Genomic DNA, 24,274 nt, shown 5'->3' on the forward strand with positions numbered 1-24,274 from the left:
AGGTGGTCATCTGGTGTTCTCCTTCAGGGGGTGATGCGGTTGCCTCCGGCGGTGCGTCGGGCCGGTGGCGGAAGGTTCAGCCGGGGGTTCCCGTCGGCGCGTGGGCCGAGGCCTGGGTGAGGGTGCGGCCGGCGTGCCAGAGCAGGGTCAGGGCCGCGGTGCCGCAGGCGAGGGCCGGTACGGCGGCCTCGCCCGAGGCGTCGACGAGGGTCTCGACGGGAGTCGCCAGGAAGGCGCAGCCGGGCAGCCGGCCGGCCAGTGGCAGCGCCAGGGCCGCCGCCTCCGTGGCCACGGCGGCGCCCAGCGCCAGGGCGGGGGCGTGCCGGTGGCGGTGCACGGTGAGCAGGCGGGCGAGCAGGAGCAGGGCGCCCAGGGAGAGTGCCTGCGGGTAGGCCGCGGGCGCGTGCAGGAGGGTGCCGCAGAGCGCGATCAGCGCGGCGAGGGCGCCCAGGAACACGGCGAGGACACCGAGCAGCAGGGGTTTCGCGGCGGCCGTGAAGTCCGCCAGGCCCCGGCTGCGGGTGAGCCTGCGGCGGGCGCCCGCGGCGAGGAGGTGCGCGGAGCAGGCCGCCGGGGCGCAGGCCAGCAGGAGGGCCAGGACGGGCGCGGCGGTCGTGGGCCAGGGGCCGTGCGGGGCCACGGTGGGCGGGGTGTCGGGGCCGCCCGTCAGGACGGCGTGCAGGAGGCCGTCGCCGAGGAGGGCGTATCCGAGCAGCCAGACCGTCCACGCGCGCGTGGCGATCCAGGCGCCCCACGCGCGTGTGCCGGGTGGGCCGGCGAGCGGGCCGTGGCGCAGTGCCGCGCGCGTGGCGAGGGCGACGGCGAGGAGGCCGCCGAGTGCCACCGACTGGCGGGGGTGTCCCTGGGTGAGGCGCACTCCGGTCACCGTGGCCGCGCCGAGGACTCCGGGCAGGAGGGTGAGCAGGACCCAGCCGGGGCGGACGCGGGGGGCCGGCCGGGGCTCGGGTTCCGGGCGTGGCTCGGCGGTGCGCGGCACGCGCGCGTACAGCTCTTCGGCGAGCGAGAAGACGTCACGGTGCCGGAAGCGGGCGGCGGTCCGGTCGGTCAGGCCGTGCGCCTCAAGCCCCGCGGCGATCTCCAACGGGTCCACGGCCCGCTCGCACAGTTCCCGGTGCCGGTGCAGCAGCGATTTCACCGGGTCGACGGGCCCACGGCGGGGCCCTGGCGCTCCTCGCCGACGGCTCCCCTCCCCCGGGCTCGCGTCCGGTACGGCGCGGGAGCCGGGCGGGGAGGGTGAGGGAGAGGGCTGCCCGGCCGGGGCGAACGGCGATCCCGTGGCTCGCGCGGAGCGCTCGTCGGGTACGTCCGCCAGCCACTGCCCCGACCGCGTGTCCCACGGATCGGCTCCGCTCGGCATCCCCGGCCGGTCCGCTCCGGCAGGCTCGCCCCGGTCCGGCGTACCGCCGCCCCTGACGAAGTCGGCGCCCGGTTCACCTGCCGGGCCAGTGCCCGGCCCGTCCGCCGGACGGGCGTCCAGCTCGCTCATCGGGCGCCCTCCGTCGCCAGCGGGGTCGCCCGGACCGGGGTGTTCGTGGCCCAGGTGGGCAGGCCACGGGGGAGGACGCGGGGGGTGGGGCCGGTCCAGCGGCCGGGGACGTGGGACTCGGCGGGGGCGGCGAACGGCAGGGGTTCACCGGACTCGTCCAGGACCACCCGGCGAACCGGGCAGTGCGAGACGATCTCCAGGTAAATGCCGTGAAATGCCGTGATGTTCTGCTCGACGGTGAACAGTTCGAGCGCCCGGGCGCGCGCGGCGGCACCGAGGCGCTCACGGCGCTCGGGGTCGCGCAGCAGGGCCAGGCACGCCTCGGCGAGCGCCCTGGGGTTGCGGGGTGGGACGACCAGTCCCGTGCCGCCGATGACCTCCACCACCGCGCCCACGTCCGTGGAGACGGTGGCCCGGCCGCAGAACATCGCCTCGACGAGGCTGATCGGGAAGCCCTCCACGACGCTGGAGAGGACGACGACCGCACCGGCGGCGTAGGCGTCGGGCAGCGTCGGGAGGTCGGGTCCGCCGATCTCCTCGAAGGAGACGGGGTTGTCGCCCACGGCGTGCGCGCCCTCCGCCTCGTCCGGGAACAGTTGCGCGGCGAGCGCCCGGCAGTGGCCCAGGTAGGCCCCTCCCTCGGGGCCGGAAGGCGTGCCGACGATCCGCAGACGGGTCTCGGGCTCGGCCTTGCGCACCTCCGCGAAGGCGTGCAGCAGCGACACCAGGTCCTTGGCGGGGTCCACGCGTCCCACCCAGACCAGGGTGTGCGGGTCGGCGCGGTCCGGGGACTCGCCGATCTCGGTGAACCGGTCGGCCGGCATGCCGGGGTACACCGTGCGGACACGGGAGCGGTCGGCGCCGCAGCGTTCCTGCCAGCGGCGGGCGTGGGCGTTGCCCGGGGTGAGGATCTCGGCCCCCCGGTAGACCTCGGCGGCGAGCCGCCGGTGGAAGGAGCCGAGCAGGGCGCGTACGGCGGGGGTGGCGGTGTCGGGGCCGAGGGTCAGGTAGTGCGAGCGGAGGTGCACGCCGTATTCGGTGACCAGCAGCGGTACGCCGGAGAAGTGCCGGGCGAGGAGGCCGCAGAGGGCGGCCGGGCCGCCGGAGGTGGCGTGGCAGAGGTCGGCCGCGCCGAGGCCGTCGTCGCCGTACCAGTCGAGGGAGAGGGGGCGCAGGGCGCGTTCGAGGTGCGCGGCGACGGTGAGCAGATCGGGTACGCGCGCCTCGCGCGCCGTGCGCAGCGCCCGGGGGGCGCGGCAGGCGCGTTCGAGTGCGCGCACGGCCGCGTCGGAGCGCAGGGCACCCACGAGTCCGCCCTGCTCGCGGGCGAGTTCGGCGAGCGCGTACAGGGCGCTGCCGAAACGGTCCGCCAGATCGGCGGAAGCGTCCTGCGACCGGATGTCCGACGCCGTTCCTGGCCCGACCCCGGGCCCGGGCCAGGCCCCGGCCACGGTGCTCCTCGAAGACCCGGCCCCTCCCCCGTCGGCCCCGGCGCACACCGCCGCCACCAGCTCCCCGTAGCACTCGGCGAAGCGCCGGCGTGCGCGTCGTCCGTACGCGACCCCGTCGTCCGCGGCGGTCCACAGCGGCGCCGTACACACCCGGCTGACCTGCGGTGGGAGCGGAACGCAGCCGCCGGCCTCCTGGTGCGGGCCGCGGCTGAGCGCGTAGACGTCGAACGCGTGCCGGTCGAGCCCGTGCACGAGCCGGTCGCACCAGAGCATGGCGTCACCGCCCACATAGGGATAGCCACCCTCGGTAACCAGTCCTATGCGCACGTGTGCACCCCCGATCTCCCGTCTGGGGAGCCGCCGTTGTCCTGGCGGCTCGCAGCGGGACGAACGTAAGGGGACAAGGCGGTGGTGCGACGGACGGTTGTCCGTCGCACCACCAAAAGGGGTGAACGGTCGTAACTTTCGCGTGCGGGTCGCGTTCCGTCGCGCTAAGGGATCAGACAGTGATCACCCGAGCGCGAAACGTTACGCCAGTCCGCGGAGCTGCCGCCGCCGGCCGCCACGGCGCCGCACCGCTACACCGCCGCCGGCTGGCGCCGGGCGGCGCGCCGCCGGGCCGCCAGTTCCGGGTCGAGCGCGGGTACGGCGGCCAGGAGCTGCTTGGTGTACGGCTCGCGGGGGCTGTCGTACACCTCGTCGGCGGGCCCGTACTCGACGAGCCGGCCGCGCCGCATCACCGCGACCCGGTCGCTGACCTGGCGGACGACGGCGAGGTCGTGCGCGATGAAGACCAGCGCGAGGCCGAGTTCCCGCTGGAGTTCGCCGAGCAGGGCGACCACCTGCGCCTGCGTGGTGACGTCGAGCGCGGAGACGGGCTCGTCGCAGACGATGGCGCGCGGCTCGGCGGCGAGCGCCCGCGCGATGCCGATGCGCTGGCGCTGTCCGCCGCTGAACTCGTGCGGGTACCGGTCGTAGTGCGCCCTGTCGAGCCCGACGCGCTCCAGCAGTTCCCTCACGCGCTCCCGGATGCGCTCCTCGTCCCGTTCGCCGCGCGCGCGGATCGGGTCGGCGATGGACTCACCCACGCTGCGGCGCGGGTTGAGGGAGGAGACGGGGTCCTGGAAGACCATCTGGACGGACGGGTCCACGCCGGTGTGCGGGCGCCCCTCGTAGCGGATCTCCCCGGCGGTCGGCTCCAGCAGCCCCACGAGCATGCGGCCGAGCGTGGTCTTGCCGCTGCCGCTCTCGCCGACCACGCCGAGGGTCTCGCCGCGCCGGACGGTCACCGAGACGTCGTCCACGGCCGCGAACGTCCGCTTGCCGCGTCCGAACTCGCGCCGCAGGCCGGTGGCCTCCAGCACTGCCTCCTCGCCGGCCGGGGAGCCGGTGCGGCGGGCGTCCACGCGCGGGACGGCGTCGAGCAGTTCCCGGGTGTACGGCTCGGCGGGTGCCGTGAGGATCGTGCCGACGGGGCCGCGCTCGACGGCCCGGCCGTGCCGCATGACGAGGACGTCGTCCACGGACTCGGCGGCCACGCCCACGTCGTGGGTGACGAGGAGCAGGCCCATGCCGGTCTCCTCGCGCAGCCCGTGCAGCAGGTCGAGGATCTGCGCCTGGACGGTGACGTCGAGGGCGGTGGTCGGCTCGTCGGCGATCAGCAGCTCGGGCTCGCAGGCGAGGGCCATGGCGATGAGGGCGCGCTGGCGCATGCCGCCGCTGAACTCGTGCGGCCGGGACCGGGACCGGCGGGCCGCGTCCGGGATTCCCACCCGGTCCAGCACCTCCACGGCACGCGCGCGTGCGGCACGGCGCGACACGCGCGTGTGGACGCGGTGGACCTCGGCGATCTGGTCCCCGATGGCGTAGTACGGGTCGAGCGAGGACAGCGGGTCCTGGAAGACCATGGCGGCCCTGGCGCCGCGCAGCCGGCGCAGTTCCTCGTCGGAGGCCGCCTGTACGTCGGTGCCGGCCACCCGCACCGAGCCGCCGATCCGGGCTCCGGTGCCCCGGTGCAGGCCCAGCAGGGCGCCCGCGACCGTGGACTTGCCGGAGCCGGACTCGCCGACCAGGGCCAGGGCGGCGCCCTTCGCCAGGCGGAAGGAGAGCCCGTCGACGGCGCGCAGGGCGCCGAACTCGACGGTCAGGCCCGACACCTCCACCAGGCTGTCGTCCGCCGCTTCCAGGCTCGTGCCGGCCGCTTCCACCAGGCTCATGCGAGCACCACCCGTCGGTCGGCCACCGCGTACAGGACGTCCGCGACGGCGTTGGCGAGGACCACGAAGAAGCCGGTCACCAGGACCATGCCGACGACCACCGGCAGGTCGACGACCTTCACCGCGTGCACCAGCTCCTGGCCGATGCCGGGCAGGCCGAAGAGGGTCTCGGTGAGGACGGCGCCGCCGACGGCGGAGCCCACGTTGTTGGCGTTCAGCGCGATCACGGGCGCGAGGGCGCCGCGCAGCGCGTGCCGGCCGACGATGGAGCGCTCCGGGACGCCGTACGCGCGGAAGGTGCGGATGTGGTCCTCGGCGAGGGTCTCCAGCATGGACGCGCGGGTGAGGCGGGCGAAGGCCGCCGCCTCGATCAGGGCGAGCGAGAGCCAGGGCAGCAGGAGGTTCCACGCCCACTGCTCGGGATCGTCCGTGAAGTTCACGTACTGCGGGAAGGGCAGCAGGCGCAGTTGGCCGCAGACGACGATCATCAGCACGAGGCCGATGACGAAGACGGGCGTGGCCGTTCCCGCGAGGGTGACGGCGGTCAGCACGCGCTCGGAGACCCGGCCGCGTCGCCAGGCGGACAGCACTCCGGTGCCGATGCCGAGCAGGAGCCACAGCACCATGGCGCCGACGACCAGCGACACACTGACCGGGAGCTTCGCCAAGATGATGTGCAGGACCTGCTGGTCGGTCTGGTACGACTGCCCGAGGCAGGGCGCGGCGCAGTGCTCGACCGAGGTGCCCGTGGAGAAGTCCTGGCCGACGAACAGTCCCTGGAGGAAGTGCCAGTAGCGCAGGTAGAGGGGGTCGCCCAGCTTGAGCTGCTCGGCGACCTGGTGCACCTGCTCCGGAGAGCAGCGCGGGCCGCAGGTGATCTGGGCGACGTTGCCGGGGGTGACGTAGAAGACGACGTAGACGATCACCGAGATGGCGAGCAGGGTGACGACGGCGCCGGCGGTACGGCGCAGCAGGAATCCGCCGAAGCCGCTCATGCGGAGGCCTCCTTCTCGGTCGCGTTCCCGGCCGCGTTCCCGGCCGCTTTCCCGGTCCCGCTGGCGTTCTTGCGGCCGGTGCCGACGCGCAGGCGGGAGGCGGCGCGCGGGTCGAGGGCGGTGCGCACGCCGTCGCCGAGGACGGTGAGGGCGAGGACGGTGACGAACAGGGCGCCGGCCGGCAGCAGCAGGTACTGGGGTGCCGCCTGGTACCAGACGTCCGCGGCGGTCAGCATCTGGCCCCAGGACGGGGTGGGCGGCTTCACGCCGACGCCGAGGAAGGACAGCGCCGCCTCTACGGAGATGTTCGTGGGCACCAGCAGCGCAGCGTACGTGATGACGGGCGCGGCGAGGCCGGGCAGGAGTTCGCGGCGTGCGATCCGCCAGGTGCCCCAGCCGCTCAGCCGGGCGGCGGAGACGTAGTCGAGGCCCTTCAGGGAGAGGGTCTGGGCCCGCACGATCTTCGCGATGGTGCCCCAGGCGATCAGACCGATGACCAGGGTCACCAGGACCGGCCGGGGGAAGCTGGACGGCACGATGGCCAGCAGTGCCAACGACATGATCATCAGGGGCATCGAGACGATGATGTCCGTGGCCCGGCTCAACAGTTGATCAACCCATCGGTTGCCGAGCGCGGAGGCCACGCCGACCGCGACGCCGATGGCGACCTGGACCACCGTGGCGGCGAGCGCCACACCCAGCGAGACCCGCGCGCCGTAGACCAGCCGGGCGAACATGTCGCGTCCGGTCTGCGGTTCGACGCCCAGCCAGTGGTCGGCGCTGATGCCGCCGAGGGAGCCGATGGGCACACCGCCGCGCGCGGAGTCGATCAGGGTGGGGTGGTACGTGGTGGGGTCCTGGCCCTCCAGCGCGGTGAGCAGCGGCGCGGCGAGCGCGACCAGGACGAGCAGCGCGACGACGGCCGCGGCGACCAGGGCGGCGCGCTGCGCCCGCAGCCGCCGCCAGAACTGACGTGCCCCCGAGACCACCGGGACGGAGGTGCCCGTCCCGGCGGTCTCGACGACGGCAAGTGCCTCGCTCACGGTGCTACTTCACCGCGACCTGGGAGATGTCCAGGACGCCGGTCCAGTCGCTGATGACGATGTTCTTGACGTCCTTGCCGTACAGGCGCTTGTACACCGGGTGGAACAGCGGCACGACGAGGGCCTTGTCGCCGATCTTCTTGTCCAGTGCGCCCCAGCGCTGGGCCGCGGCGTCAAGGTCGGTCAACTTGTTGATCGCGTCAATCTCGTCATTGACCGACTTGTCGTTGAGCTGGCCCGTGTTGAAGTTCGCTCCGTCCTTGACGATCTGACGGCCGTCGAAGATGGGGGCGAGGAAGGGGCCGCCGGAGGGCCAGTCGGCACCCCAGTGGGCGAGGAAGAGACCGGGCTCGGTCTTCACGCTCTGGATCTTGTCCCGGTAGTCGTTGTCCTCCAGGCCCTGCAGCTTGACCGTGATGCCGGCCTTCTTGAGCGCGTCCTGGACGGCGGTGGCGATCTCCGGGCTGGTCTCGAAGTCCTTGCTGTTGGAGTGGGTCAGCGTGATGGTGAGACCGTTCGCGTAGCCGGCCTGCTTCAGCAGTTCCCTGGCCTTCGCCGGGTCGCCGGACTTGCCCGCCGGGAACGGGTCGTAGGGCGTGTAGCCGAAGGACTTCTGGTTCGGCAGGAACGTGGTGGCGGGCTCGGCGAGGGCGCTGCCGCCGGCCGCGTTGACCACGGAGGACCGGTCGATGGCGTACGCGACGGCCTGGCGCACCTTGGGGTTGTCGAACGGCTTCACCTTCGGGTTGAAGGCGAGGTAGTTCGTGTAGCCGAAGTGGCCGGTGCCCACGCGCGCGGCCAGGTCCTTGTCGCCGGCCACCTTGGCGAGTTCCGCCGGGCCGAGGTTGGTGTCCGTGGTGACGGCGGTGGCGTCCGCACCCTGGGACGCGGACAGCCGCTGGTTGATCACCGAGGAGTCCAGGCCGGAGCGCACGTCGATGCGGTCCGGGTACGCCTTGCGCTCCTCGTCGGTCGCCGCCGACCAGTGCGTGTTGCGCTCCAGGACGAGGTGCTCGCCATCGTTCTCGTTCTTGACGACCTTGTACGGGCCGGACGAGACCGGGTGCGACTCGTACTTGGTGCCCGTGTCCTTGCTCCGGGGCACCGGGGTGAACTGCGTCTGCGTGGCGAGGTACGGGAACTCGCCCTCGGGCTTGTTCAGATGGAAGACGATCGTCCGGGAGTCCGGCGTCTCGATCGCGGACAGGCCCTTCTTGTCCTTGTACGGCCCCTGGTAGTCGGCGGCGCCGACCAGCCAGTCCCGCAGGTAGGGGGCGCCGCCGGACAGCTCGGGGGCGAAGGAGCGTTCGATGCCGTACTTGATGTCGGCCGAGGTGATCGGCGTGCCGTCCTCGTACGTCAGGCCCTTCTTCAGGGTGTACGTCCACACGGTCGCGTCCTTGTTGGGGCGCCCGGTGTCGGTGGCGAGGTCGGGGACGACCTTGGCGCCGGCCGCGCCGTTCTCGCGGTTGCGCGTGGTGAGGGTGCGGAACACCAACGAGGGAACGTTTCCGCCGCCGGAGGTGTACAGGCGCGCGGGGTCGAAGTCCGACTGCGGCTGTGAGTTCAGGACCGTGAGCGTGCCGCCCTTGTGGGGCGTGGAGTCGCCACCGGAGCCCTTGGCATCGTTGTCCTCCGGGCCGCAGGCGGCGGCGCCCGCTGCCACGACCAGGGTGACGGATGCCACTGCCACGCGGCGCGCTATGACGGACGGTTGACGCATCGGAATGACGACCTCTCGGGGTGACGTGGTGGGGCTCGTCGAGGGTTTCTCGACTGATGAGACATGTGGACGAGGAGTGAGACGTCTGCGGACAGACGTCGGCCCCGGCGTCGGGTCGTCGAAGAAATCCGTGACGCGGTCACGGAGAGAAGGAGGAGAAGGTCGCGACGCGAACGCCGGGGAGGCGGCGTCAGCGACAGTGGATGTCGGCCACGCAGAGCGCGGTCACGCCGATGAGCGCCAGCTCGATGGCGGCGCTGCTACAGACGGCATGACTGGACCACATGGGCAGAAATATGGACGACCGTGCGGCTGATGTCAATGTGACATATGCGGTGCCTGTCAACTCGTGGGGTAAGGCCAGGGGTTGGGCCGGCAGTGGATCCCGTCGTGGTCCAGGAACTTGGTCTGCTGCTGCATGACGGGCGCCAGCTCGCCGTCCTTCTGGCAGCTGACGTGTCCGTGGCCGAGCCGGTGGCCGACCTCATGGTTGATCAACATCTGCCGGTACGCATGGATCCGGTCACCGTATGTCTTGCTCCCTTGAGCCCACCGGTACGCATTGATCATGACGCGTTCGGTCGCGGCCGAGTCGCAGGAAACGTTGTCCTGCGTGGTGTCCAGGCCCGACTTGGCACACCACGTCGCCGTGGTGCCGGGGCTGGCCAGCGTGATCACGAAGTCCGGCTTGCCGGAGGAGATCCGCTCGAAGGTACGGGCGCCGCCGTGGGCCCAGCTGCGCTTGTCGTTCAGGGTCCGCTGCACGGCCTCGGCGAACAGCGCGCCGTCCAGTCCCAGCCCCTCCTCGACGTCGACGCGGTACCGGTACTTCTGCCCTGTGCCGGGCGCCTTGTCGGACCCGGGCACGGCGTCGAACTTCCCCGGGCCCTTCAGCGTGGCGTCGAGCGGGTACGTCCGGCCCATCTTCTGGTCGTACGGCAGTGTCACCGCGCTCGGCGCGGCGGAGGGCGTCGGCGCACCCGGCACGTCCCCCGGGAGACGCGCCTCACCGGCCGCGCCGGCGGCCGGCCGCGCGCCGGTGCCGTCCTGCCCCTTGGTCACCTGTCCGGCGACGACCACCGCGAGCACGGTGGTGACGGCGGCCGCCGCGATGCCGGTGAACGCCCACCCCTTGGTCCCGCCGCGCTGCGCGGGCACACCGGCGCCGGGCGCGGGGGCCGCGGCGTTCCCGGTGTCCCGCGGGCCGTCTCCGGAGCCACCGGGGCCACGGGAGCCGCCGGCGTCGAAGGCTTCCAGGTACTCCTGACGGGGCCCGGGGCGGCGCCGTGCCCCGCCCGGACCCGGGGCACCCGGTTCGGCCTGCCGCTGCCGGGGCAACACCACACCGGTCCCGCCGGTGCCGGCCCGCCGCCCGGCCAACTCGCCCCAGCCCCCGCCGGCTTCCCGCTGCTCGGGATGGCCGCCCCGGGCACCCCGAGCCGACGCGTCACCGGCCGGCCCCGGCACGCCGTGGGCGGGGGTGCCGTCGGCGGCCTTGGACACACCCCGCGCCGGAGTGCCGTCGGCAAGCTTGGACGCACCCCGCGCCGGGGCGCCGTCGGCAGCCCTCGGAACCCCACGGGCCGCGGTACCGTCGGCAGCCCTGGGCACACCGCGCGCAGGGGTGCCGTCGGCCGGACGGGCCGCACCAGCGGGGCCGCCGCCCGGCACCCGGGCCGCGCCACCGCCGTCGCCCCCGTCGCCACCGTCTCCCCAGTCGCCGCTGTCGCGCCGGTCGGCCCTGCCGGGCCCGTCGCCCCTGGCGTCCTCCGAGCGCGCGCCGCGCCCGTCCTCGGAGCGCGCACCGCGCCGCTCCTCCCGCCGTGCGGCTATGTCCGCGGAGTCGCCCTTCGGGGCCGGTCCGCGGCGGCTGTGGCGTCCCACCCCGGACCTCAGCTCCTCGTGTCCGTGCCGGCCGGGCGGCCTGCCTCGCCGGCGCCGGCCGTCTGCGTCAGCAGTTCCCGGAAGGCGCCCGCCACCACGTCGGGGTACTCCATCATCGCGACGTGCCCGGCGTCCGGCAGGGTCAGCAGCCGGGAGTCGCGGAAGGCCCGGGCGGCCTTGCGGGCCATGCGGAAGCCGACGAGCTGGTCCCGGCCGCCGTAGACCAGCAGCGTGGGGGCCAGCACCCGCTCGGCCTGGCGCCACAGCCCGTGCTGGCCGCCGAGCGTGTAGGCGTTGACGATCCCGCGCGCGGAGCGGGTCATGGCGTCCCAGAAGTACGGAAGGCGCTGCCGCCGCTCCAGTTCCTCCACGGCGTACCGGAACGCCTCCGGCGAGACCCGGCCCGGGTCGCCGTAGCAGAGCGCCATGACACCGCGCACGCGCTGCTCCGCCGTCCACTCCCTGGTGAGCCGGGTGAACAGCGCGGCGATGCCCGGGACGCCGAGCAGGGCGGTCGGCACCGCGCTGCGCTGCACCCGCAGTTCGGGCAGGGCGGGCGAGACGAGCGTGAGCGTCCGGACGAGGTCGGGCCGCACGGCGGCGACGCGCGTGGCGACCGCGCCGCCCAGCGAGTTGCCGAAGAGGTGGACCGGGCCGCGGCCGGCCGCGTCGAGGTAGCGGATCACCGCGCGCGCGTGCCCGGTGACGGAGTAGTCGCCGTCGTCCGGGGGCGGGGAGTCGCCGAAGCCCGGGAGGTCGAGTGCCTCGCCGTCGACGACGCCGTCCAGTTCCGCCATGAACGACGACCAGTTCTGCGAGGAACCGCCGAGCCCGTGGACGTACAGCGCGGGCGGCAGGTCCTCGCGCGCGGGGGGCCGGGAACGGACCGTCAGGGTGACGCCGGGCAGGCCCACGGACCGCAGCCGCTCGCCCTCGCCGACCCGGACGGGCGCCACCCTGGGGAGCACACTGGCGGCCGGCACGGAGGGCGACTCGGTCGGAGACATGCGGCAATGTTACGAGGTGATCACGTCACGGTTGATGTGTTCGCCGTCACAGACTGAACCGGCCGGATCCGGAGAACCAGGCACCGAACGGGCCCGACGGCATGGCGTCCGGATCAGCCGTCTCCTAGTCTCGTACAGAGGGCACCCGCGTGTGGCCCCTGTCGCTTCCGGGGACGTTCGTAGGAAGGGAGCCCACCATGGCCTATGACCCCACCGAGCCCGACGCGATCGAGGACATCGAGGACCTGGAGCCCGACGCGGCAGTGGAGAGGGACGTCGAGGCGCCCGAGGTGGACGCCGCCGAGCAGCACGCGGACATCGCGCCGGACCGTGACGACCCGCTGACGGGCGTGGACCCGTACCGGGGGAACGAGGCCGATCTCGTCGAACAGGCGCGCGTGGTCTCGCTCGACGAGGACGACTACCGCTAGCCGCGCCGAGGCCGGCCACCGCGCCAAGCCGACGCCGGCCACCGCCGGAAGCCCGAGGACGGCCACCGCCGCCCCCGAGAAGGGGCACTGTCGCGCCGGCGACGGCCACCGTCCGCGCCCGACGAGGGGCGCTCTGCGCCGACCTCGCAGGACCGCGCGGCCCGCCGCCCGGCCCCGGCCGGCGGGCCGTACGGCTTTCGCCACCCGTCCGGTACGTGAAATTCTGCGCTCGCACCGCGCACACCACGGTTACCGAAAAGTACGATGGCCGCGCGGCCTACACCGCATGTGGACGACTTTGGGAGGCGGCGTGACAGCCATCGAGCAGACTGAGGCGGCACGCCCACGGGGCACGCGCCTGCCGCGCCGGGCCCGGCGGAACCAGTTGCTGGGCGCCGCCCAGGAGGTTTTCGTCGCGCAGGGCTACCACGCGGCGGCGATGGACGACATCGCCGAGCGGGCCGGCGTGAGCAAGCCGGTGCTCTACCAGCACTTCCCCGGCAAGCTCGACCTCTACCTCGCGCTGCTGGACCAGCACTGCGAGTCGCTGATCCAGGCGGTGCGCACCGCGCTCGCGTCGACGACCGACAACAAGCAGCGCGTCCGGGCGACGATGGACGCCTACTTCGCCTACGTGGAGGACGACGGCGGCGCCTTCCGCCTGGTCTTCGAGTCGGACCTGACGAACGAGCCCGCGGTGCGCGAGCGCGTGGACAAGGTCACCAACGAGTGCGCCGAGGCGATCTGCGACGTCATCGCCGAGGACACCGGCCTCTCGCGCGCGGAGTCGATGCTGCTCGCCTCCGGTCTCGGCGGGCTCGCCCAGGTGGTCGCCCGCTCCTGGCTGCACAGCGACCGCAGCGTGCCGCGCGACCAGGCGGTGCAGCTGCTGACCTCGCTGGCCTGGCGCGGCATCGCCGGTTTCCCGCTGCACGGCAGCGAGCACCACTGACGGCCGTTTGTTCCCGCGCGGTGTTCGCTCCTGGCGTTCCGGCCCGCAACGTGTACGCCCCCCTCACCGGGCTAATGTGTGCAGCGTAGGGCGCGGAAGATCGCGCACATCACTGACCGTCGGAGGGACATAGCCGTGGAGGTCAAGATCGGCGTGCAGCACGCGCCCCGCGAGATCGTTCTGGAGAGCGGTCAGAGCGCCGAGGAGCTCGAGCGCGTGGTGGCCGAGGCGCTGGCCGGCAAGACGGGGCTGCTCAGCCTCCAGGACGAGAAGGGCCGCAAGGTCCTCGTGCCGACGGACCGTCTGGCGTACGTGGACATCGGCGAGCCGACCGTGCGCAAGGTCGGCTTCGGCACGCTCTAGGCCGCAGTCGTGGGAAGGGCCCGGCGGCCGTGTGCCGCCGGGCCCTTCCGCGTGACCTGCACACGGATGGAGCACAGGTCCCTCACAGGCAGGATTGCAATTCGCAGGTCACGGGTAAGACGGGCTACGACCGTCGAGCCAGACCGGCCGTGGGAGGGACCCCCGACATGATCCTCGAAGCACTCGGCTCCGCCGTGCTCGGTCTGATCCTCGCGTGGGCGGCGGCCCAACGCCTCGCCCACCGGCTGCCGGCCCGCCCGCTGGTGTACTGCACGGGCATCGCCGGAGCCCTCTTCGGCGACTTCGTCACCCACACCGCCCTGGGCCCCGGCACGGCCCTGCTCAGCCTCCTGGGCGCGGCGGTCATCTCGGTCGCCTCCCTGTCCCTGCTCCTGCGCCCCGCGGGCCGCCTGCGCCGCCGGTCGGCGACGGCGTGAGGGCTGTTCCCGAAGGGCGCGACCGCCCCCGCCGGAGCGCTACGCCGCCAGGCCCAGCGCGGCCATCCGCTTCGTGTGCGCCTCGGTGATCCGCGAGAACATCCTGCCGACCTCGGCGAGGTCGAAGCCGTCGGCCACCCCGCCCACGAGCATCGTGGACAGCGCGTCCCGGTCGGCGACCACCCGCTGGGACTGCGACAGCGCCTCCCCCATCAGCCGCCGCGCCCACAGTGCCAGCCGGCCGCCCACGCGCGGGTCGGCGTCGATGGCGGCCCGCACCTTCTCCACCGCGAACTCGGCGTGCCCGGTGTCGTCGAGGACGGCGAGCACCAGCTCGCGCGTGTCGGCGTCGAGCCGGGCCGCGACCTCGCGGTAGAAGTCGCTCGCGATCGAGTCGCCGACGTACGCCTTGACCAGGCCCTCCAGCCAGTCCGAGGGCGCGGTCTGCCGGTGGAAGCCGTCGAGCGCGGCGACGAACGGGTCCATCGCGTCCGTGGGCTCCTCGCCGATCTCGGTCAGCCGGTTCCGCAGCCGTTCGAAGTGGTGGAACTCGGCCGAGGCCATCTTCGCCAGCTCCGCCTTGTCCGCGAGGGTCGGCGCCAGCTTGGCGTCCTCCGCGAGCCGCTCGAACGCCGCCAGCTCCCCGTACGCGAGGGCGCCGAGCAGATCCACGACCGCGGCGCGGTACTGCGGGTCGGCGGACGCCTGCGCCCAGTCCTGGGCGGCGACACCGGTGGGTTCGGCGGGTTCGGCGGACGCGTTCTCAGGCTTGTCAGAGCTAGTCATGAGGCGCACAATAGCCCGCTCTACGCCCCGCTCAAGCCCTGGTCAGCGAGTGTGACCACGACTACGTGACCAAATCGGCCATCGCATGTGCGCGATTCCGGGGTATGGTGGTAATGCGCCTGCCAGAGTGCGTCGACAATGCTCGACGTGTCACGACAGGCCGCACGCATGAGGATGCCCGGTCGGTGGCCCGATCGGCTCCGACCCGACAGCCCTCCAAGGCCGTACGGCAGTGACGTACGACGGCAGGAGGGAACCCTCAGCGGTACGAGCGCTAGAGCGTCGGCAGAGGTCCCGTGTCATACGGCTTGCCCGAGTGGTTCGTCCGTACGGCAGCCGACGTCCCCGGCACGGTCAGACATGACCCCCGCTCGCTCGCCTCGCACCGCGCACACAGAAGAGGCAGCACCCTGACTACGACGTTTCGAGAACTCGGAATCCTCCCCGAGACCGCCGAGGCCCTGGAGGCCGTCGGCATCACCACCCCCTTCCCCATCCAGGAGATGACACTCCCCGTCGCCCTCTCCGGCACGGACGTCATCGGCCAGGCCAAGACCGGCACCGGCAAGACGCTGGGCTTCGGTCTTCCGCTCCTGGAGCGCGTGACCGTCCCCGCCGACGTCGAGGCCGGACGCGCCACCCCCGAAGACCTCACGGACGCCCCGCAGGCGCTCGTCGTCGTCCCCACGCGCGAGCTGTGCACCCAGGTCACCAACGACCTGCTGACGGCCGGCAAGGTCCGTAACGTGCGCGTGGTCGCGATCTACGGCGGCCGGGCCTACGAGCCCCAGGTGGAGGCCCTGAAGAAGGGCGTCGACGTGGTCGTCGGCACCCCGGGCCGCCTGCTCGACCTCGCGGGCCAGAAGAAGCTCGACCTGAAGCACGTCAAGTGCCTGGTGCTCGACGAGGCCGACGAGATGCTCGACCTGGGCTTCCTGCCCGACGTCGAGAAGATCGTCAACATGCTGCCGGCCAAGCGCCAGACGATGCTGTTCTCGGCCACGATGCCGGGCGCGGTCATCGGCCTCGCCCGCCGCTACATGTCCCGGCCCACGCACATCCGCGCCACCGCGCCGGACGACGAGGGCGTCACGGTCGCGAACATCAAGCAGTTCGTCTACCGCGCGCACAACATGGACAAGCCGGAGATGGCCGCCCGCATCCTCCAGGCCGAGGGCCGCGGACTGGCGATGATCTTCTGCCGCACCAAGCGCACGGCCGCCGACATCGCCGAGCAGCTCCAGCGCCGCGGGTTCGCCTCCGGCGCGGTCCACGGCGACCTCGGCCAGGGCGCCCGCGAGCAGGCCCTGCGGGCCTTCCGCAACGGCAAGGTCGACGTCCTCGTCTGCACCGACGTCGCCGCGCGCGGCATCGACGTCGAGGGCGTGACCCACGTCATCAACTACCAGTCCCCGGAGGACGAGAAGACGTACCTGCACCGCGTCGGCCGCACCGGCCGCGCGGGCGCCAAGGGTACGGCGATCACGTTCGTCGACTGGGACGACATCCCGCGCTGGCAGCTGATCAACAAGGCGCTGGAGCTGGACTTCAACGACCCGGTGGAGACGTACTCGAGCTCCCCGCACCTGTTCTCCGACCTCGGTATCCCCGAGGGCACCAAGGGCACCCTGCCCCGCTCCGCGCGGACCCGCGCCGGGCTGGAGGCGGAGGTGCTGGAGGACCTGGGCGAGACCGGCGGACGGGGCGGCGGTCGCGGCCGGGGTGGCCGCGGTGGCCGCGCCGAGTCGGCCCCGGCCGAGCCCGAGCGTCCGGCTCGTACGCCGCGCCGCCGTCGGCGCACCCGCGGTGGCACCGCGCTGGACGCCTCCCCGGCCGCGCCGGCCACGGAGACCTCCGGTGAGGAGACGCCGGGCGCGACCCGCACCCCGCGCCGCCGTCGCCGTACGCGCGGCGGAGCGTCGGCGGAGCCGGTGACGGCCGCCGCCACGCCGACGACGGCTCCCGAGGCCGCCGTCGAGACGGTGACCACGGCCGAGGGTCCCGCGGGCCTCGACACCCCGGACAAGCCGCGCCGCCGCCGCACCCGCCGGTCGGCCGCGGCCGAGTCCCCGGTGACCGAGTCTGTGGTGACCGAGTCCGCCGTGGCCCCGGCCCAGGCCGAGCCCCCGGCGACCGAGCAGACCGTGGACAGGGCCCCGGCGACCGAGCCCGTCACCGCACCCGTGACCGCGGACACCCCGGCGACGGAGCCCGCCGCCGAGGCCGCCCCGGCCGCGGAGACCAAGCCGCGCCGCCGTACCCGCAAGACCGCCGAGCCGGCCGTCCCGGCGGATGCGGCGCTGGACACGGCCGAGGCCACCGAGGCCAAGCCGCGCCGGACCCGCAAGACCGCCGCCGCCGAGCCGGAGACGGCCGAGGCCGAGGCTAAGCCGCGCCGCACGCGCAAGACCGCCGCCGCCGAGCCGGAGACGGCCGAGGCCACCGAGGTGAAGCCCCGCCGCACGCGCAAGGCGGCGGAGCCGGCCACGCCGGACGCCCCTGAGGCCGAGGCAGAGGTCAAGCCGCGCCGCACCCGGAAGACCGCGGCTGCCGCCGAGACCGCCGTCGATACCACCGAGGCCACGGAAGCCAAGCCCCGCCGCACGCGGAAGGCCACGGTCGCCGCGCCGGAGACGGCCGAGGCCGAGACGAAGCCGCGCCGGACCCGCAAGGCCACGGTCGCCGCGCCGGAGACGGCCGAGGCCGAGGCCAAGCCGCGCCGCACCCGGAAGACCGCCGCTGCCGCCGAGACCGCCGTCGACACCGCCGAGGCCACGGAAGCCAAGCCGCGCCGCACGCGCAAGACCGCCGCCACGGCACCCGAGGCCACCGAGACGGAGGCCGAGGTTAAGCCGCGCCGGACCCGCAAGGCCACGGTCGCCGCGCCGGAGACGGCCGAGGCCGAGGCCAAGCCGCGCCGCACCCGGAAGACCGCCGCTGCCGCCGAGGCCGCCGTGGACGCGGTCGACGGGGAAGCGGTCACCGCTCCCAAGGCCCGGCGGACCCGCAAGGCCGTCGCCGAGGCGGCTACTCCGGGGATCCCGGCGCAGGCCACCGAGGAGCCGGAGGTCAAGCCGCGGCGCCGGGCCCGCAAGACCGCGGCGTCCGCTGCCGAGGCGGCCGCCGGTGTCGGTGAGGCCGTCGAGACGACGCCGAAGCCGCGCCGGACCCGCAAGGCCACGGCGGCCGTGGAGGCTCCCGAGGCCTGACCGGCCCTGCGCCACGATGGCCGGGTTCACGACAGTGGACCCGGCCATCGGCGTTTCCGGAGGGGCCCGGCGCCACCCCGCGCACCCCGTCCCCCACCCGCCCGCTCCCGATCAGCCGGCCCCGCCCCCTCCCGATACCCTCTCCCCCATGAGCAGGCCCCCCACCTTCGTCCCGCCCCCCGGCGCCCGCGCGTACCCCCTTCGGACGGCGCGCGGTGAGTTCGCCGTGGTCGACGCGCCGGTGGCCGCCGGTGTCGAGCCGAGGGGCGTCGCGCTGCTGCTGCCGGGGTTCACCGGCAGCAAGGAGGACTTCAATCCGCTGCACGTGCCGCTCGCCGAGCGCGGATACCGGACCGTCGCCGTGGACGGGCGGGGCCAGTTCGAGTCGGACGGACCGGCGACGGACGAGGCGGCCTACGCGCAGGAGGAGTTGGCGCGGGACGTGCTCGCGCAGGCGGAGGCGATCGGCGGCCCGGTGCACCTGCTGGGCCACTCACTCGGCGGCCAGATCGCGCGCGCGGCCGTCCTGCTCGACCACGCCCCCTTCCTGTCGTTCACCCTGATGGCCTCGGGCCCGGCGCAGATCTCGGCGCACCAGCAGGAGCGCGTGAAGCTGCTCCGGGACGCGCTCGCGGTGCTGAGCATGGCGGAGGTGTGGGAGACCATCCAGGCGATGGAGCCGCCGGAGGAGACGGAGACCCCCGCGCTCGACGCGGGCCTGGACGACCGGGCCGACCTGCGGCGCCGCTGGCTGGGCACCAAGCCGGCGCAACTCCTCGCCACCGGCCGCCAGTTGTGCACGGAGCCGGACCGCGTCGCGGAACTGGCGGCCGTACCGCTGCCGTTCCACGTGCTGTCGGGCGCGCGGGACGACACCTGGCCGCTGCCGCTGCTCGACGGCATGGCCGTGCGGCTGGAGGCGCACCGGACGGTGGTCGAGGGCGCCGAGCACTCCCCCAACACCGACCGCCCGCTGGAGACGGCCCGCGCGCTCGCCGACTTCTGGGACGGCACCGCCCCGGGCATCGCACGGCAGGAGGAACGCCCGGGTGCTGCGGACGACGGGGCCTAGTACTGCGACTGAAGATGCTCCCAGAACCCGTCCCTGAGCGCCCGTCGCAGGTCCGCCTGGCCGCGCAGGGAGTACTGGAGCAGTTCCTCGGCCTCGACCAGCAGGTCCTGGTCGACGGAGCCGGGCAGGTACGGGTGGCCGGGGAACAGCTCGACCATCGCGTCGCGCCCCCGGGAGGCGAGCCATCGCGCCGCGATCTGGGCGCCGACGAACCGGACGTCCTCGCGGCTGGGGCGGGCTCCGCCGGCGGGCTCGAACGCGGCGGCCGTGCGCCGGGAGACGTACGGCTTGAAGAACTGAAGGTCGAAGGTGCGCTGGCTGTCGACCTCCCAGAGCAACGGCTCGGCCTGGTTGCGGCCTTCGGGCGCCTCGATGCCCCACAGGTGGACGCGGGCGCCGTAGCCCTGGGCCGCCTCGACCGCCGAGACCAGGTCCTCGTCGCCGCCGAGGAGGGCCGCGTCGCTGATCGCGCGGTGCCGCGCCAGTGACTCCAGGTCGGTCCGGATCAGCGAGTCGACGCCCTTCTGCTGGTTGTTGGCGTTGAGGTTGCCGAGGCGGACCTTGACGTCGGGCAGTTCGGCGATGACCTGCTGCTCGGCGGTGTGGATGCGGCGCCGGGCGCCGTCGTACCAGTAGACGCGCAGCAGCCGGCTGTCCGCGAAGATGGTGCGCGCCTTGTCGATGAGGGCGTCGATCAGGCCCTCGGCGTCCAGGTCGAAGGCACGGCGGTCCTCGGTCCCGGCGACCAGCCGGCCCACGGCCGCGTACAGGTAGCCCGCGTCGACGAAGATCGCGTGGGTCGAGGGCGTCTTGGCCACCTCGGCGAGCATGCGTTCCAGCAGCTCGTTCGTGCGGGCGATACGGGCACCGAGGCCGGCCAGGTCGTCGTTCATCACCTCCATTGTCCCGGTGGTCACCGTGCGGACACAACCGGTCCCGGTGGGTCCCGTCCCGGCGTACGCCATGTCGCTTACCGGTCGGTAATTAGTTGTTCGAAAAATTTCTTTAGCGTAGGGAATGTTTGTAACAAGCGGCGCGTTGACTACGTACGACGCTGGATACACCAGAGGTCACACGAAGTAGTTCTCCGCAGGAGGATGACCAGACGAAGGGAGAAGCCATGCGCTTCGAGATCATGCGACTCGACGAGGTCGACGGCACCGCCGTGGACAGCACCGTCGTGGACGCCGCCTCCGTCAACCGGATCGTTCAGCAGGCCGCCGCCGTAGGGCAGCGCCTGTGGATCCGCCCGGCCGAGACCCCGGCCTCGTAACCCGCACGCGGGCGACCCGCGCACGGGCCCGTCCGCCACTCAAGCTTTCCGGGGGAGCCGAGCCGCCGACGGCTCAGCTCCCCCGGATCACCTGAGTGACCCCGTTGATGATCTGCTGCACGGCGATCGCGGAGAGCATCATGCCCGCGAGCCGCGTCACCAGGACGACACCGCCGTCCTTGATGACCCGGATGATCAGCAGCGAGTAGCGCATCACCAGCCACAGCACCACGTGGATCGCGAGGATCGCGGACCACACCGAGAGCTGTGCCGGCACGCTGTCGGCCTTCTGCACGGCCAGGATCACGGACACGATCGCACCGGGCCCCGCCAGCAGCGGCATGCCCAGCGGTACGAGCGCCACGTTGACGTCCTTGGTCTGCTGGGGCTCGTCGTTCTTGCCCGTCAGCAGGTCCAGCGCGATCAGCAGGAGCAGCAGCCCGCCCGCGATCATCAGGGCGGGCACGGACACGTGCAGGTAGTTCAGGATCTGGTGGCCCAGGACGCCGAAGACGGCGATGACCCCGCCCGCGACGCAGACGGCCTGGAAGGCCATCCTCCGCTGCACCTTGGCCGGCCGCCCGGCGGTCAGGGCGAGGAAGATCGGGGTGATCCCGGGGGGATCCATGATGACGAAGAGGGTCAGGAACAGCGAGCCGAACACGGCGATGTCGAACATGGGGAAGTACAGGCCTTGCGGGAAGAGGAACTACGGGCGTGAGGCGGTCCGGACCGCGGGCATGAGGCAGTACGGACCGCGGGTGTGAAGCGGTACGGCGGGACGGCCCCCCGGGGGCCTCAGGCTCCGCCGGTCCCCGGCACCGGGAACGCGCCCGTCGCCCGCCGGGTGATCTCCCCGTAGACCTCGGGGTCGGTCGTGAAGGCGCCGAGCGCCACGGTCTTGCGGCTGCCGTGGTAGTCCGAGGAGCCCGTGACCAGCAGCCCCAGCTCCTTCGCCAGGCCCCGCAGGCGGTCCCGGGCGTCGGCGTCGTGGTCCATGTGGTCGACCTCGATGCCGTCCAGGCCGGCCTCGGCCATCTCCGCGATCCGGGACTCCGGCACGGTGCGGCCGCGCTTGGCGGCGGCCGGGTGCGCGAACACGCTGACCCCGCCCGCGGCCTTGACCAGCCGGATCGCCTCGAAGGGGTCGGTCTCGTGCTTCTCCACGAAGGCCCGCCCGCCGTCGGCCAGCCACTCCTCGGTGAACGCGTCGCCCACCGTCGGTACGACACCCAGCTCGACCAGCGCCGAGGCGACGTGCGGGCGCCCCACCGACCCTCCGGCGGCGATCCGCTCGACCTGTTCCCAGGTGACCGGCACGCCGAGCGCGTTCAGCTTGGCGACCATCGCCCTGGCCCGCGGCACCCGGTCGTCCCGGACCAGCTCGCGCTCGGCGAGCAGGGCGGGCTCCTCGGGGTCGAAGAGGTAGGCCAGCAGGTGCATCGAGACGCCGTCGACCCGGCAGGACAGCTCGGCCCCGGTGACCAGCGTCAGCCCCTCGGGCAGCGCGCCGATCGCCTCGCCGTACCCCCGCGTGGTGTCGTGATCGGTCAGCGCGACGACGTCCAGGCCGGCGGCGGCGGCGTTGCGCACCAGCTCGGCCGGGCTGTCCGTACCGTCGGAAGCCGTGGAGTGGCAGTGCAGATCGATACGCACGACGACTCCAGGACACGGACGGAAGCAGGGGGACACCTAAGGATAGCGGTGTTTTCGACCCCCACTGTCACACCCGCAACCGGTGAGCGCCCTTTACTTCAACGCTCCGGAAGGGGCGCGGGCCACCACGGCTCACCCGCGGGCGCGAGCCACGGAACCGGGCGCCCCGTGGGCGTCACGGCCGGAGCAGGCGCGGCGACAACGCCCCGCAGGGCACCAGGTCCAGCTCCGCCCCCGCCTCCCGCAAGTCGGTCAGCACCAGCTCGTCGTACATGAGCAGACCGGACTGCTCGGGCCACATGACCGCCCACAGCCACATCCCGAGCGCCTCGCCGGCGAAGACGGCGCGGTCGTCCGGGGTGCGGTAGACGTGCCAGAGCGGGGTGGGGCGCCCGGCGGCCAGCACCTTGGCCTCCGGCGGCTTCTCCACGTTCATGTACGACCCCGGGTCCGGGCCGTCGATGCCCGCGTAGTGCGCGCCGAGGCCGACGCCCAGCTCCTCGGCGATCAGGATCAGCTCGCCGGGCCCGCCGAGCGGTCCGGGGCCGGAGCAGGCCACCGCGGTCGCCCGGCCGCCGCTGCGGTCGTCACCGGCGTACGCCACCCCCGTGAACAGCCAGCCGACGGGCAGCGGCCACGGCATCCACACCGGCACCTGCGTGCGGTGCACGACGGCGTTGAGCGCCTCGACGCTGGGCGGGATCACGGGCTGCAGCGGATACACCGTGCCGTGCACGTCGCACTGCCACGCATCGGCGAAGAGTCCGGGAGCCCTGACCCGGCCACCGCACCTCGGGCAACTGGGTTCGCCCCTCATAGGGCTCCACGGTCCTACCCCTGCCCGCCCACGTCAAGGACGATCACCCGTCCGGACCGAAGAGCCCTCCCTGTGCCCCGCCGAGGTGCCCCGTCTCCAGGAGACCGAGCGGGATAGATGCATCTTGCATTAATTAGCCGACCTAACTTAGTATGTGCATAGCCCAACTATCTATCGTGAGGATGGGAGAAGCACATGGACCCCCTCGACGCGGGAGCCGGCGGCATCCTGCGGCAGCCCAAGGCGGTCTGGGCCACGGCCGGCGCCTCCGTCGTCGCCTTCATGGGCATCGGTCTCGTCGACCCGATCCTGCCGTCGATCGCGCAGGGCCTGCACGCCACCGCCAGCCAGGTGTCCCTGCTCTTCACCTCGTACTTCCTGATCACCGCCGTCGCGATGCTGCTGACCGGCTTCGTCTCCAGCCGCATCGGCGGCCGCAAGACCCTGCTGCTGGGCCTCGCCTTCGTGGTCGTCTTCGCCGGCCTGGCCGGCACCTCCAGCTCGGTCGGCCAGCTCGTCGGGTTCCGGGCCGGCTGGGGGCTCGGCAACGCCCTCTTCGTCTCGACCGCCCTCGCGGTGATCGTCGGCGCGGCGGCCGGGGGCAGCGCGGCCGCGATCCTGCTCTACGAGTCCGCGCTCGGCCTCGGCATGGCCTGCGGCCCGCTGCTCGGCGCGGTCCTCGGCAACGTGAGCTGGCGCTACCCGTTCTTCGGCACGGCCACGCTGATGGCGATCGGCTTCCTGTGCATCACGGCGTTCCTGAAGGAGCAGCCGAAGCCGGCCCGGAAGACCTCGGTCCTCGACCCCCTCAAGGCGCTCGGCCACGGCGGCCTGGCCTCGGCGGCGGTCTCGGCGTTCTTCTACAACTACACGTTCTTCACGGTGCTGGCCTTCACGCCGTTCGTGCTGAACATGACGCCGTACCGCTCGGGCGCGGTCTTCTTCGCCTGGGGTGTGCTGCTCGCCGTCTTCTCGGTGATCGTCGCCCCGCGGATGCAGGCCCGGTTCGGCTCGCTGAAGGTGCTCGGCGGCTCGCTGGTGCTGCTCGCGGCGGACGTCCTCGTGCTCGGCTACGGCGGTCACACCGCGGCCGTCGTCTGCACGATCCTGTCCGGTGCCTTCATCGGCGTGAACAACACGGTCTACACCGAGCTGGCCCTCGGGGTGTCGGACGCGCCGCGCCCGGTGGCGAGCGCGGGCTACAACTTCGTCCGCTGGTTCGCCGCCGCCGCCGCGCCCTACTTCGCGCCGAAGATCGAGGAGTGGACCGACATCCACGTCCCGTTCGCGGTCGCGGCCGTCACGGCGCTGCTGGGCGCGCTCGTGGTCGCCGTCCGGCGCAGGGCCCTCACCCACGAGGCGGAGGAGCTGGAGCCGAAGCACGCCACCGAGGACGGGGTCGGCGTCTTCGCCAACTGACCGGATCCGGCCTTGTGTTGGTGAGTTCGGTCA

The 24,274-nt window shown here is 73.2% G+C and carries 22 protein-coding genes; 8 read left to right on the plus strand and 14 right to left on the minus strand.

Features of this window, described 5'->3' with window-relative positions; all coding sequences use genetic code 11:
* Window positions 1-76 precede the first annotated feature (76 nt).
* The 9 genes from AB0947_RS22075 to AB0947_RS22115 all read right to left on the minus strand — a co-directional run bounded on the left by AB0947_RS22075 (window position 77) and on the right by AB0947_RS22115 (window position 11,826).
* Entirely contained in the window at window positions 77-1,378 is a 1,302-nt protein-coding gene (locus tag AB0947_RS22075; RefSeq protein ID WP_366752081.1) for a hypothetical protein, read from the minus strand.
* A gap of 125 nt (window positions 1,379-1,503) precedes the next feature.
* Window positions 1,504-3,285, minus strand: coding sequence for a DUF3492 domain-containing protein (locus tag AB0947_RS22080; RefSeq protein ID WP_366752035.1), 1,782 nt, complete (start codon window positions 3,283-3,285; stop codon window positions 1,504-1,506).
* Window positions 3,286-3,536: 251 nt separating this feature from the next.
* Window positions 3,537-5,174, minus strand: a complete 1,638-nt coding sequence (locus AB0947_RS22085; protein ID WP_366752036.1) for an ABC transporter ATP-binding protein — start codon at window positions 5,172-5,174, stop codon at window positions 3,537-3,539.
* Window positions 5,171-6,169 carry an ABC transporter permease gene (locus AB0947_RS22090; RefSeq protein ID WP_366752037.1) on the minus strand — a complete coding sequence of 333 codons (999 nt, stop codon included), beginning with the start codon at window positions 6,167-6,169 and terminating at the stop codon, window positions 5,171-5,173. The genes AB0947_RS22085 and AB0947_RS22090 overlap by 4 nt, the downstream gene beginning before the upstream one ends.
* A complete protein-coding gene (locus AB0947_RS22095; protein WP_366752038.1) occupies window positions 6,166-7,212 on the minus strand; it encodes an ABC transporter permease in 1,047 nt (348 codons plus the stop codon). The genes AB0947_RS22090 and AB0947_RS22095 overlap by 4 nt, the downstream gene beginning before the upstream one ends.
* A gap of 4 nt (window positions 7,213-7,216) precedes the next feature.
* Window positions 7,217-8,935, minus strand: a complete 1,719-nt coding sequence (locus tag AB0947_RS22100) for an ABC transporter substrate-binding protein (RefSeq protein WP_366752039.1) — start codon at window positions 8,933-8,935, stop codon at window positions 7,217-7,219.
* A 190-nt stretch (window positions 8,936-9,125) separates the two neighbouring features.
* Window positions 9,126-9,221, minus strand: a complete 96-nt coding sequence (locus tag AB0947_RS22105; RefSeq protein WP_309550493.1) for an Ms4533A family Cys-rich leader peptide — start codon at window positions 9,219-9,221, stop codon at window positions 9,126-9,128.
* A 56-nt stretch (window positions 9,222-9,277) separates the two neighbouring features.
* The gene (locus tag AB0947_RS22110; protein ID WP_366752040.1) at window positions 9,278-10,819 is read right to left on the minus strand and encodes a DUF3152 domain-containing protein; all 1,542 of its coding nucleotides are present in this window, start codon (window positions 10,817-10,819) and stop codon (window positions 9,278-9,280) included.
* An 8-nt stretch (window positions 10,820-10,827) separates the two neighbouring features.
* Window positions 10,828-11,826, minus strand: a complete 999-nt coding sequence (locus AB0947_RS22115) for an alpha/beta hydrolase (protein ID WP_366752041.1) — start codon at window positions 11,824-11,826, stop codon at window positions 10,828-10,830.
* A 197-nt stretch (window positions 11,827-12,023) separates the two neighbouring features.
* On the opposite strand from AB0947_RS22115, the gene AB0947_RS22120 reads away from it, so the two are divergent.
* The 4 genes from AB0947_RS22120 (at window position 12,024) to AB0947_RS22135 (ending at window position 14,009) form a co-directional block, all read left to right on the plus strand.
* On the plus strand, window positions 12,024-12,257 hold the full coding sequence (locus AB0947_RS22120; protein WP_366752042.1) for a hypothetical protein: 234 nt from the start codon (window positions 12,024-12,026) through the stop codon (window positions 12,255-12,257).
* A 310-nt stretch (window positions 12,258-12,567) separates the two neighbouring features.
* Complete coding sequence (locus AB0947_RS22125) at window positions 12,568-13,209, plus strand: TetR/AcrR family transcriptional regulator (protein ID WP_366752043.1); 642 nt, start codon at window positions 12,568-12,570, stop codon at window positions 13,207-13,209.
* 135 nt (window positions 13,210-13,344) lie between these two features.
* Window positions 13,345-13,572, plus strand: a complete 228-nt coding sequence (locus tag AB0947_RS22130; RefSeq protein WP_366752044.1) for a DUF3107 domain-containing protein — start codon at window positions 13,345-13,347, stop codon at window positions 13,570-13,572.
* 167 nt (window positions 13,573-13,739) lie between these two features.
* Window positions 13,740-14,009 carry a hypothetical protein gene (locus AB0947_RS22135; protein WP_014674831.1) on the plus strand — a complete coding sequence of 90 codons (270 nt, stop codon included), beginning with the start codon at window positions 13,740-13,742 and terminating at the stop codon, window positions 14,007-14,009.
* Window positions 14,010-14,048: 39 nt separating this feature from the next.
* Here AB0947_RS22135 and AB0947_RS22140 read toward each other — a convergent pair whose 3' ends face one another.
* Window positions 14,049-14,804 carry a ferritin-like fold-containing protein gene (locus tag AB0947_RS22140; RefSeq protein ID WP_366752045.1) on the minus strand — a complete coding sequence of 252 codons (756 nt, stop codon included), beginning with the start codon at window positions 14,802-14,804 and terminating at the stop codon, window positions 14,049-14,051.
* 494 nt (window positions 14,805-15,298) lie between these two features.
* Between AB0947_RS22140 and AB0947_RS22145 the strand changes: the two genes are divergently transcribed.
* Both AB0947_RS22145 and AB0947_RS22150 read left to right on the plus strand, forming a co-directional pair.
* Window positions 15,299-18,004, plus strand: coding sequence for a DEAD/DEAH box helicase (locus tag AB0947_RS22145; RefSeq protein ID WP_366752082.1), 2,706 nt, complete (start codon window positions 15,299-15,301; stop codon window positions 18,002-18,004).
* Between the two features lie 148 nt (window positions 18,005-18,152).
* Complete coding sequence (locus AB0947_RS22150; RefSeq protein WP_366752047.1) at window positions 18,153-19,076, plus strand: alpha/beta hydrolase; 924 nt, start codon at window positions 18,153-18,155, stop codon at window positions 19,074-19,076.
* Here the strand turns inward: AB0947_RS22150 and AB0947_RS22155 are convergent.
* Window positions 19,073-19,978, minus strand: a complete 906-nt coding sequence (locus AB0947_RS22155) for an NYN domain-containing protein (protein ID WP_366752083.1) — start codon at window positions 19,976-19,978, stop codon at window positions 19,073-19,075. The two genes, AB0947_RS22150 and AB0947_RS22155, sit on opposite strands and share 4 nt — an antisense overlap.
* 218 nt (window positions 19,979-20,196) lie before the next feature.
* On the opposite strand from AB0947_RS22155, the gene AB0947_RS22160 reads away from it, so the two are divergent.
* Complete coding sequence (locus AB0947_RS22160; RefSeq protein ID WP_171153060.1) at window positions 20,197-20,349, plus strand: hypothetical protein; 153 nt, start codon at window positions 20,197-20,199, stop codon at window positions 20,347-20,349.
* A gap of 73 nt (window positions 20,350-20,422) precedes the next feature.
* Here AB0947_RS22160 and AB0947_RS22165 read toward each other — a convergent pair whose 3' ends face one another.
* From AB0947_RS22165 to AB0947_RS22175, 3 genes are all read right to left on the minus strand, one after another.
* Window positions 20,423-21,028, minus strand: coding sequence for a MarC family protein (locus tag AB0947_RS22165; RefSeq protein WP_366752049.1), 606 nt, complete (start codon window positions 21,026-21,028; stop codon window positions 20,423-20,425).
* A gap of 119 nt (window positions 21,029-21,147) precedes the next feature.
* Window positions 21,148-22,005 carry a PHP domain-containing protein gene (locus tag AB0947_RS22170; protein WP_366752050.1) on the minus strand — a complete coding sequence of 286 codons (858 nt, stop codon included), beginning with the start codon at window positions 22,003-22,005 and terminating at the stop codon, window positions 21,148-21,150.
* Between the two features lie 175 nt (window positions 22,006-22,180).
* The gene (locus tag AB0947_RS22175; protein ID WP_058081818.1) at window positions 22,181-22,822 is read right to left on the minus strand and encodes a DUF6758 family protein; all 642 of its coding nucleotides are present in this window, start codon (window positions 22,820-22,822) and stop codon (window positions 22,181-22,183) included.
* A 195-nt stretch (window positions 22,823-23,017) separates the two neighbouring features.
* Here AB0947_RS22175 and AB0947_RS22180 point away from each other — a divergent pair, with 195 nt between their 5' ends.
* The gene (locus AB0947_RS22180) at window positions 23,018-24,241 is read left to right on the plus strand and encodes an MFS transporter (RefSeq protein ID WP_366752051.1); all 1,224 of its coding nucleotides are present in this window, start codon (window positions 23,018-23,020) and stop codon (window positions 24,239-24,241) included.
* The last annotated feature ends 33 nt before the right edge of the window (window positions 24,242-24,274 follow it).

The sequence above is a fragment of the Streptomyces sp. NPDC047841 genome (assembly GCF_040704085.1).
GTDB classification, from domain to species: Bacteria; Actinomycetota; Actinomycetes; order Streptomycetales; family Streptomycetaceae; genus Streptomyces; species Streptomyces argyrophylli.

Bases quoted from the DNA above. Each gene is read 5' to 3' on its own strand.
- AB0947_RS22075 (WP_366752081.1), bottom strand. From the start codon at position 1,378: ATGCCGAGCGGAGCCGATCCGTGGGACACGCGGTCGGGGCAGTGGCTG.
- AB0947_RS22085 (WP_366752036.1), bottom strand. From the start codon at position 5,174: ATGAGCCTGGTGGAAGCGGCCGGCACGAGCCTGGAAGCGGCGGACGAC.
- AB0947_RS22090 (WP_366752037.1), bottom strand. From the start codon at position 6,169: ATGAGCGGCTTCGGCGGATTCCTGCTGCGCCGTACCGCCGGCGCCGTC.
- AB0947_RS22100 (WP_366752039.1), bottom strand. From the start codon at position 8,935: ATGCGTCAACCGTCCGTCATAGCGCGCCGCGTGGCAGTGGCATCCGTC.
- AB0947_RS22105 (WP_309550493.1), bottom strand. From the start codon at position 9,221: ATGTGGTCCAGTCATGCCGTCTGTAGCAGCGCCGCCATCGAGCTGGCG.
- AB0947_RS22115 (WP_366752041.1), bottom strand. From the start codon at position 11,826: ATGTCTCCGACCGAGTCGCCCTCCGTGCCGGCCGCCAGTGTGCTCCCC.
- AB0947_RS22120 (WP_366752042.1), top strand. From the start codon at position 12,024: ATGGCCTATGACCCCACCGAGCCCGACGCGATCGAGGACATCGAGGAC.
- AB0947_RS22135 (WP_014674831.1), top strand. From the start codon at position 13,740: ATGATCCTCGAAGCACTCGGCTCCGCCGTGCTCGGTCTGATCCTCGCG.
- AB0947_RS22145 (WP_366752082.1), top strand. From the start codon at position 15,299: ATGACACTCCCCGTCGCCCTCTCCGGCACGGACGTCATCGGCCAGGCC.
- AB0947_RS22150 (WP_366752047.1), top strand. From the start codon at position 18,153: ATGAGCAGGCCCCCCACCTTCGTCCCGCCCCCCGGCGCCCGCGCGTAC.
- AB0947_RS22155 (WP_366752083.1), bottom strand. From the start codon at position 19,978: ATGGAGGTGATGAACGACGACCTGGCCGGCCTCGGTGCCCGTATCGCC.
- AB0947_RS22160 (WP_171153060.1), top strand. From the start codon at position 20,197: ATGCGCTTCGAGATCATGCGACTCGACGAGGTCGACGGCACCGCCGTG.
- AB0947_RS22165 (WP_366752049.1), bottom strand. From the start codon at position 21,028: ATGTTCGACATCGCCGTGTTCGGCTCGCTGTTCCTGACCCTCTTCGTC.
- AB0947_RS22175 (WP_058081818.1), bottom strand. From the start codon at position 22,822: ATGAGGGGCGAACCCAGTTGCCCGAGGTGCGGTGGCCGGGTCAGGGCT.
- AB0947_RS22180 (WP_366752051.1), top strand. From the start codon at position 23,018: ATGGACCCCCTCGACGCGGGAGCCGGCGGCATCCTGCGGCAGCCCAAG.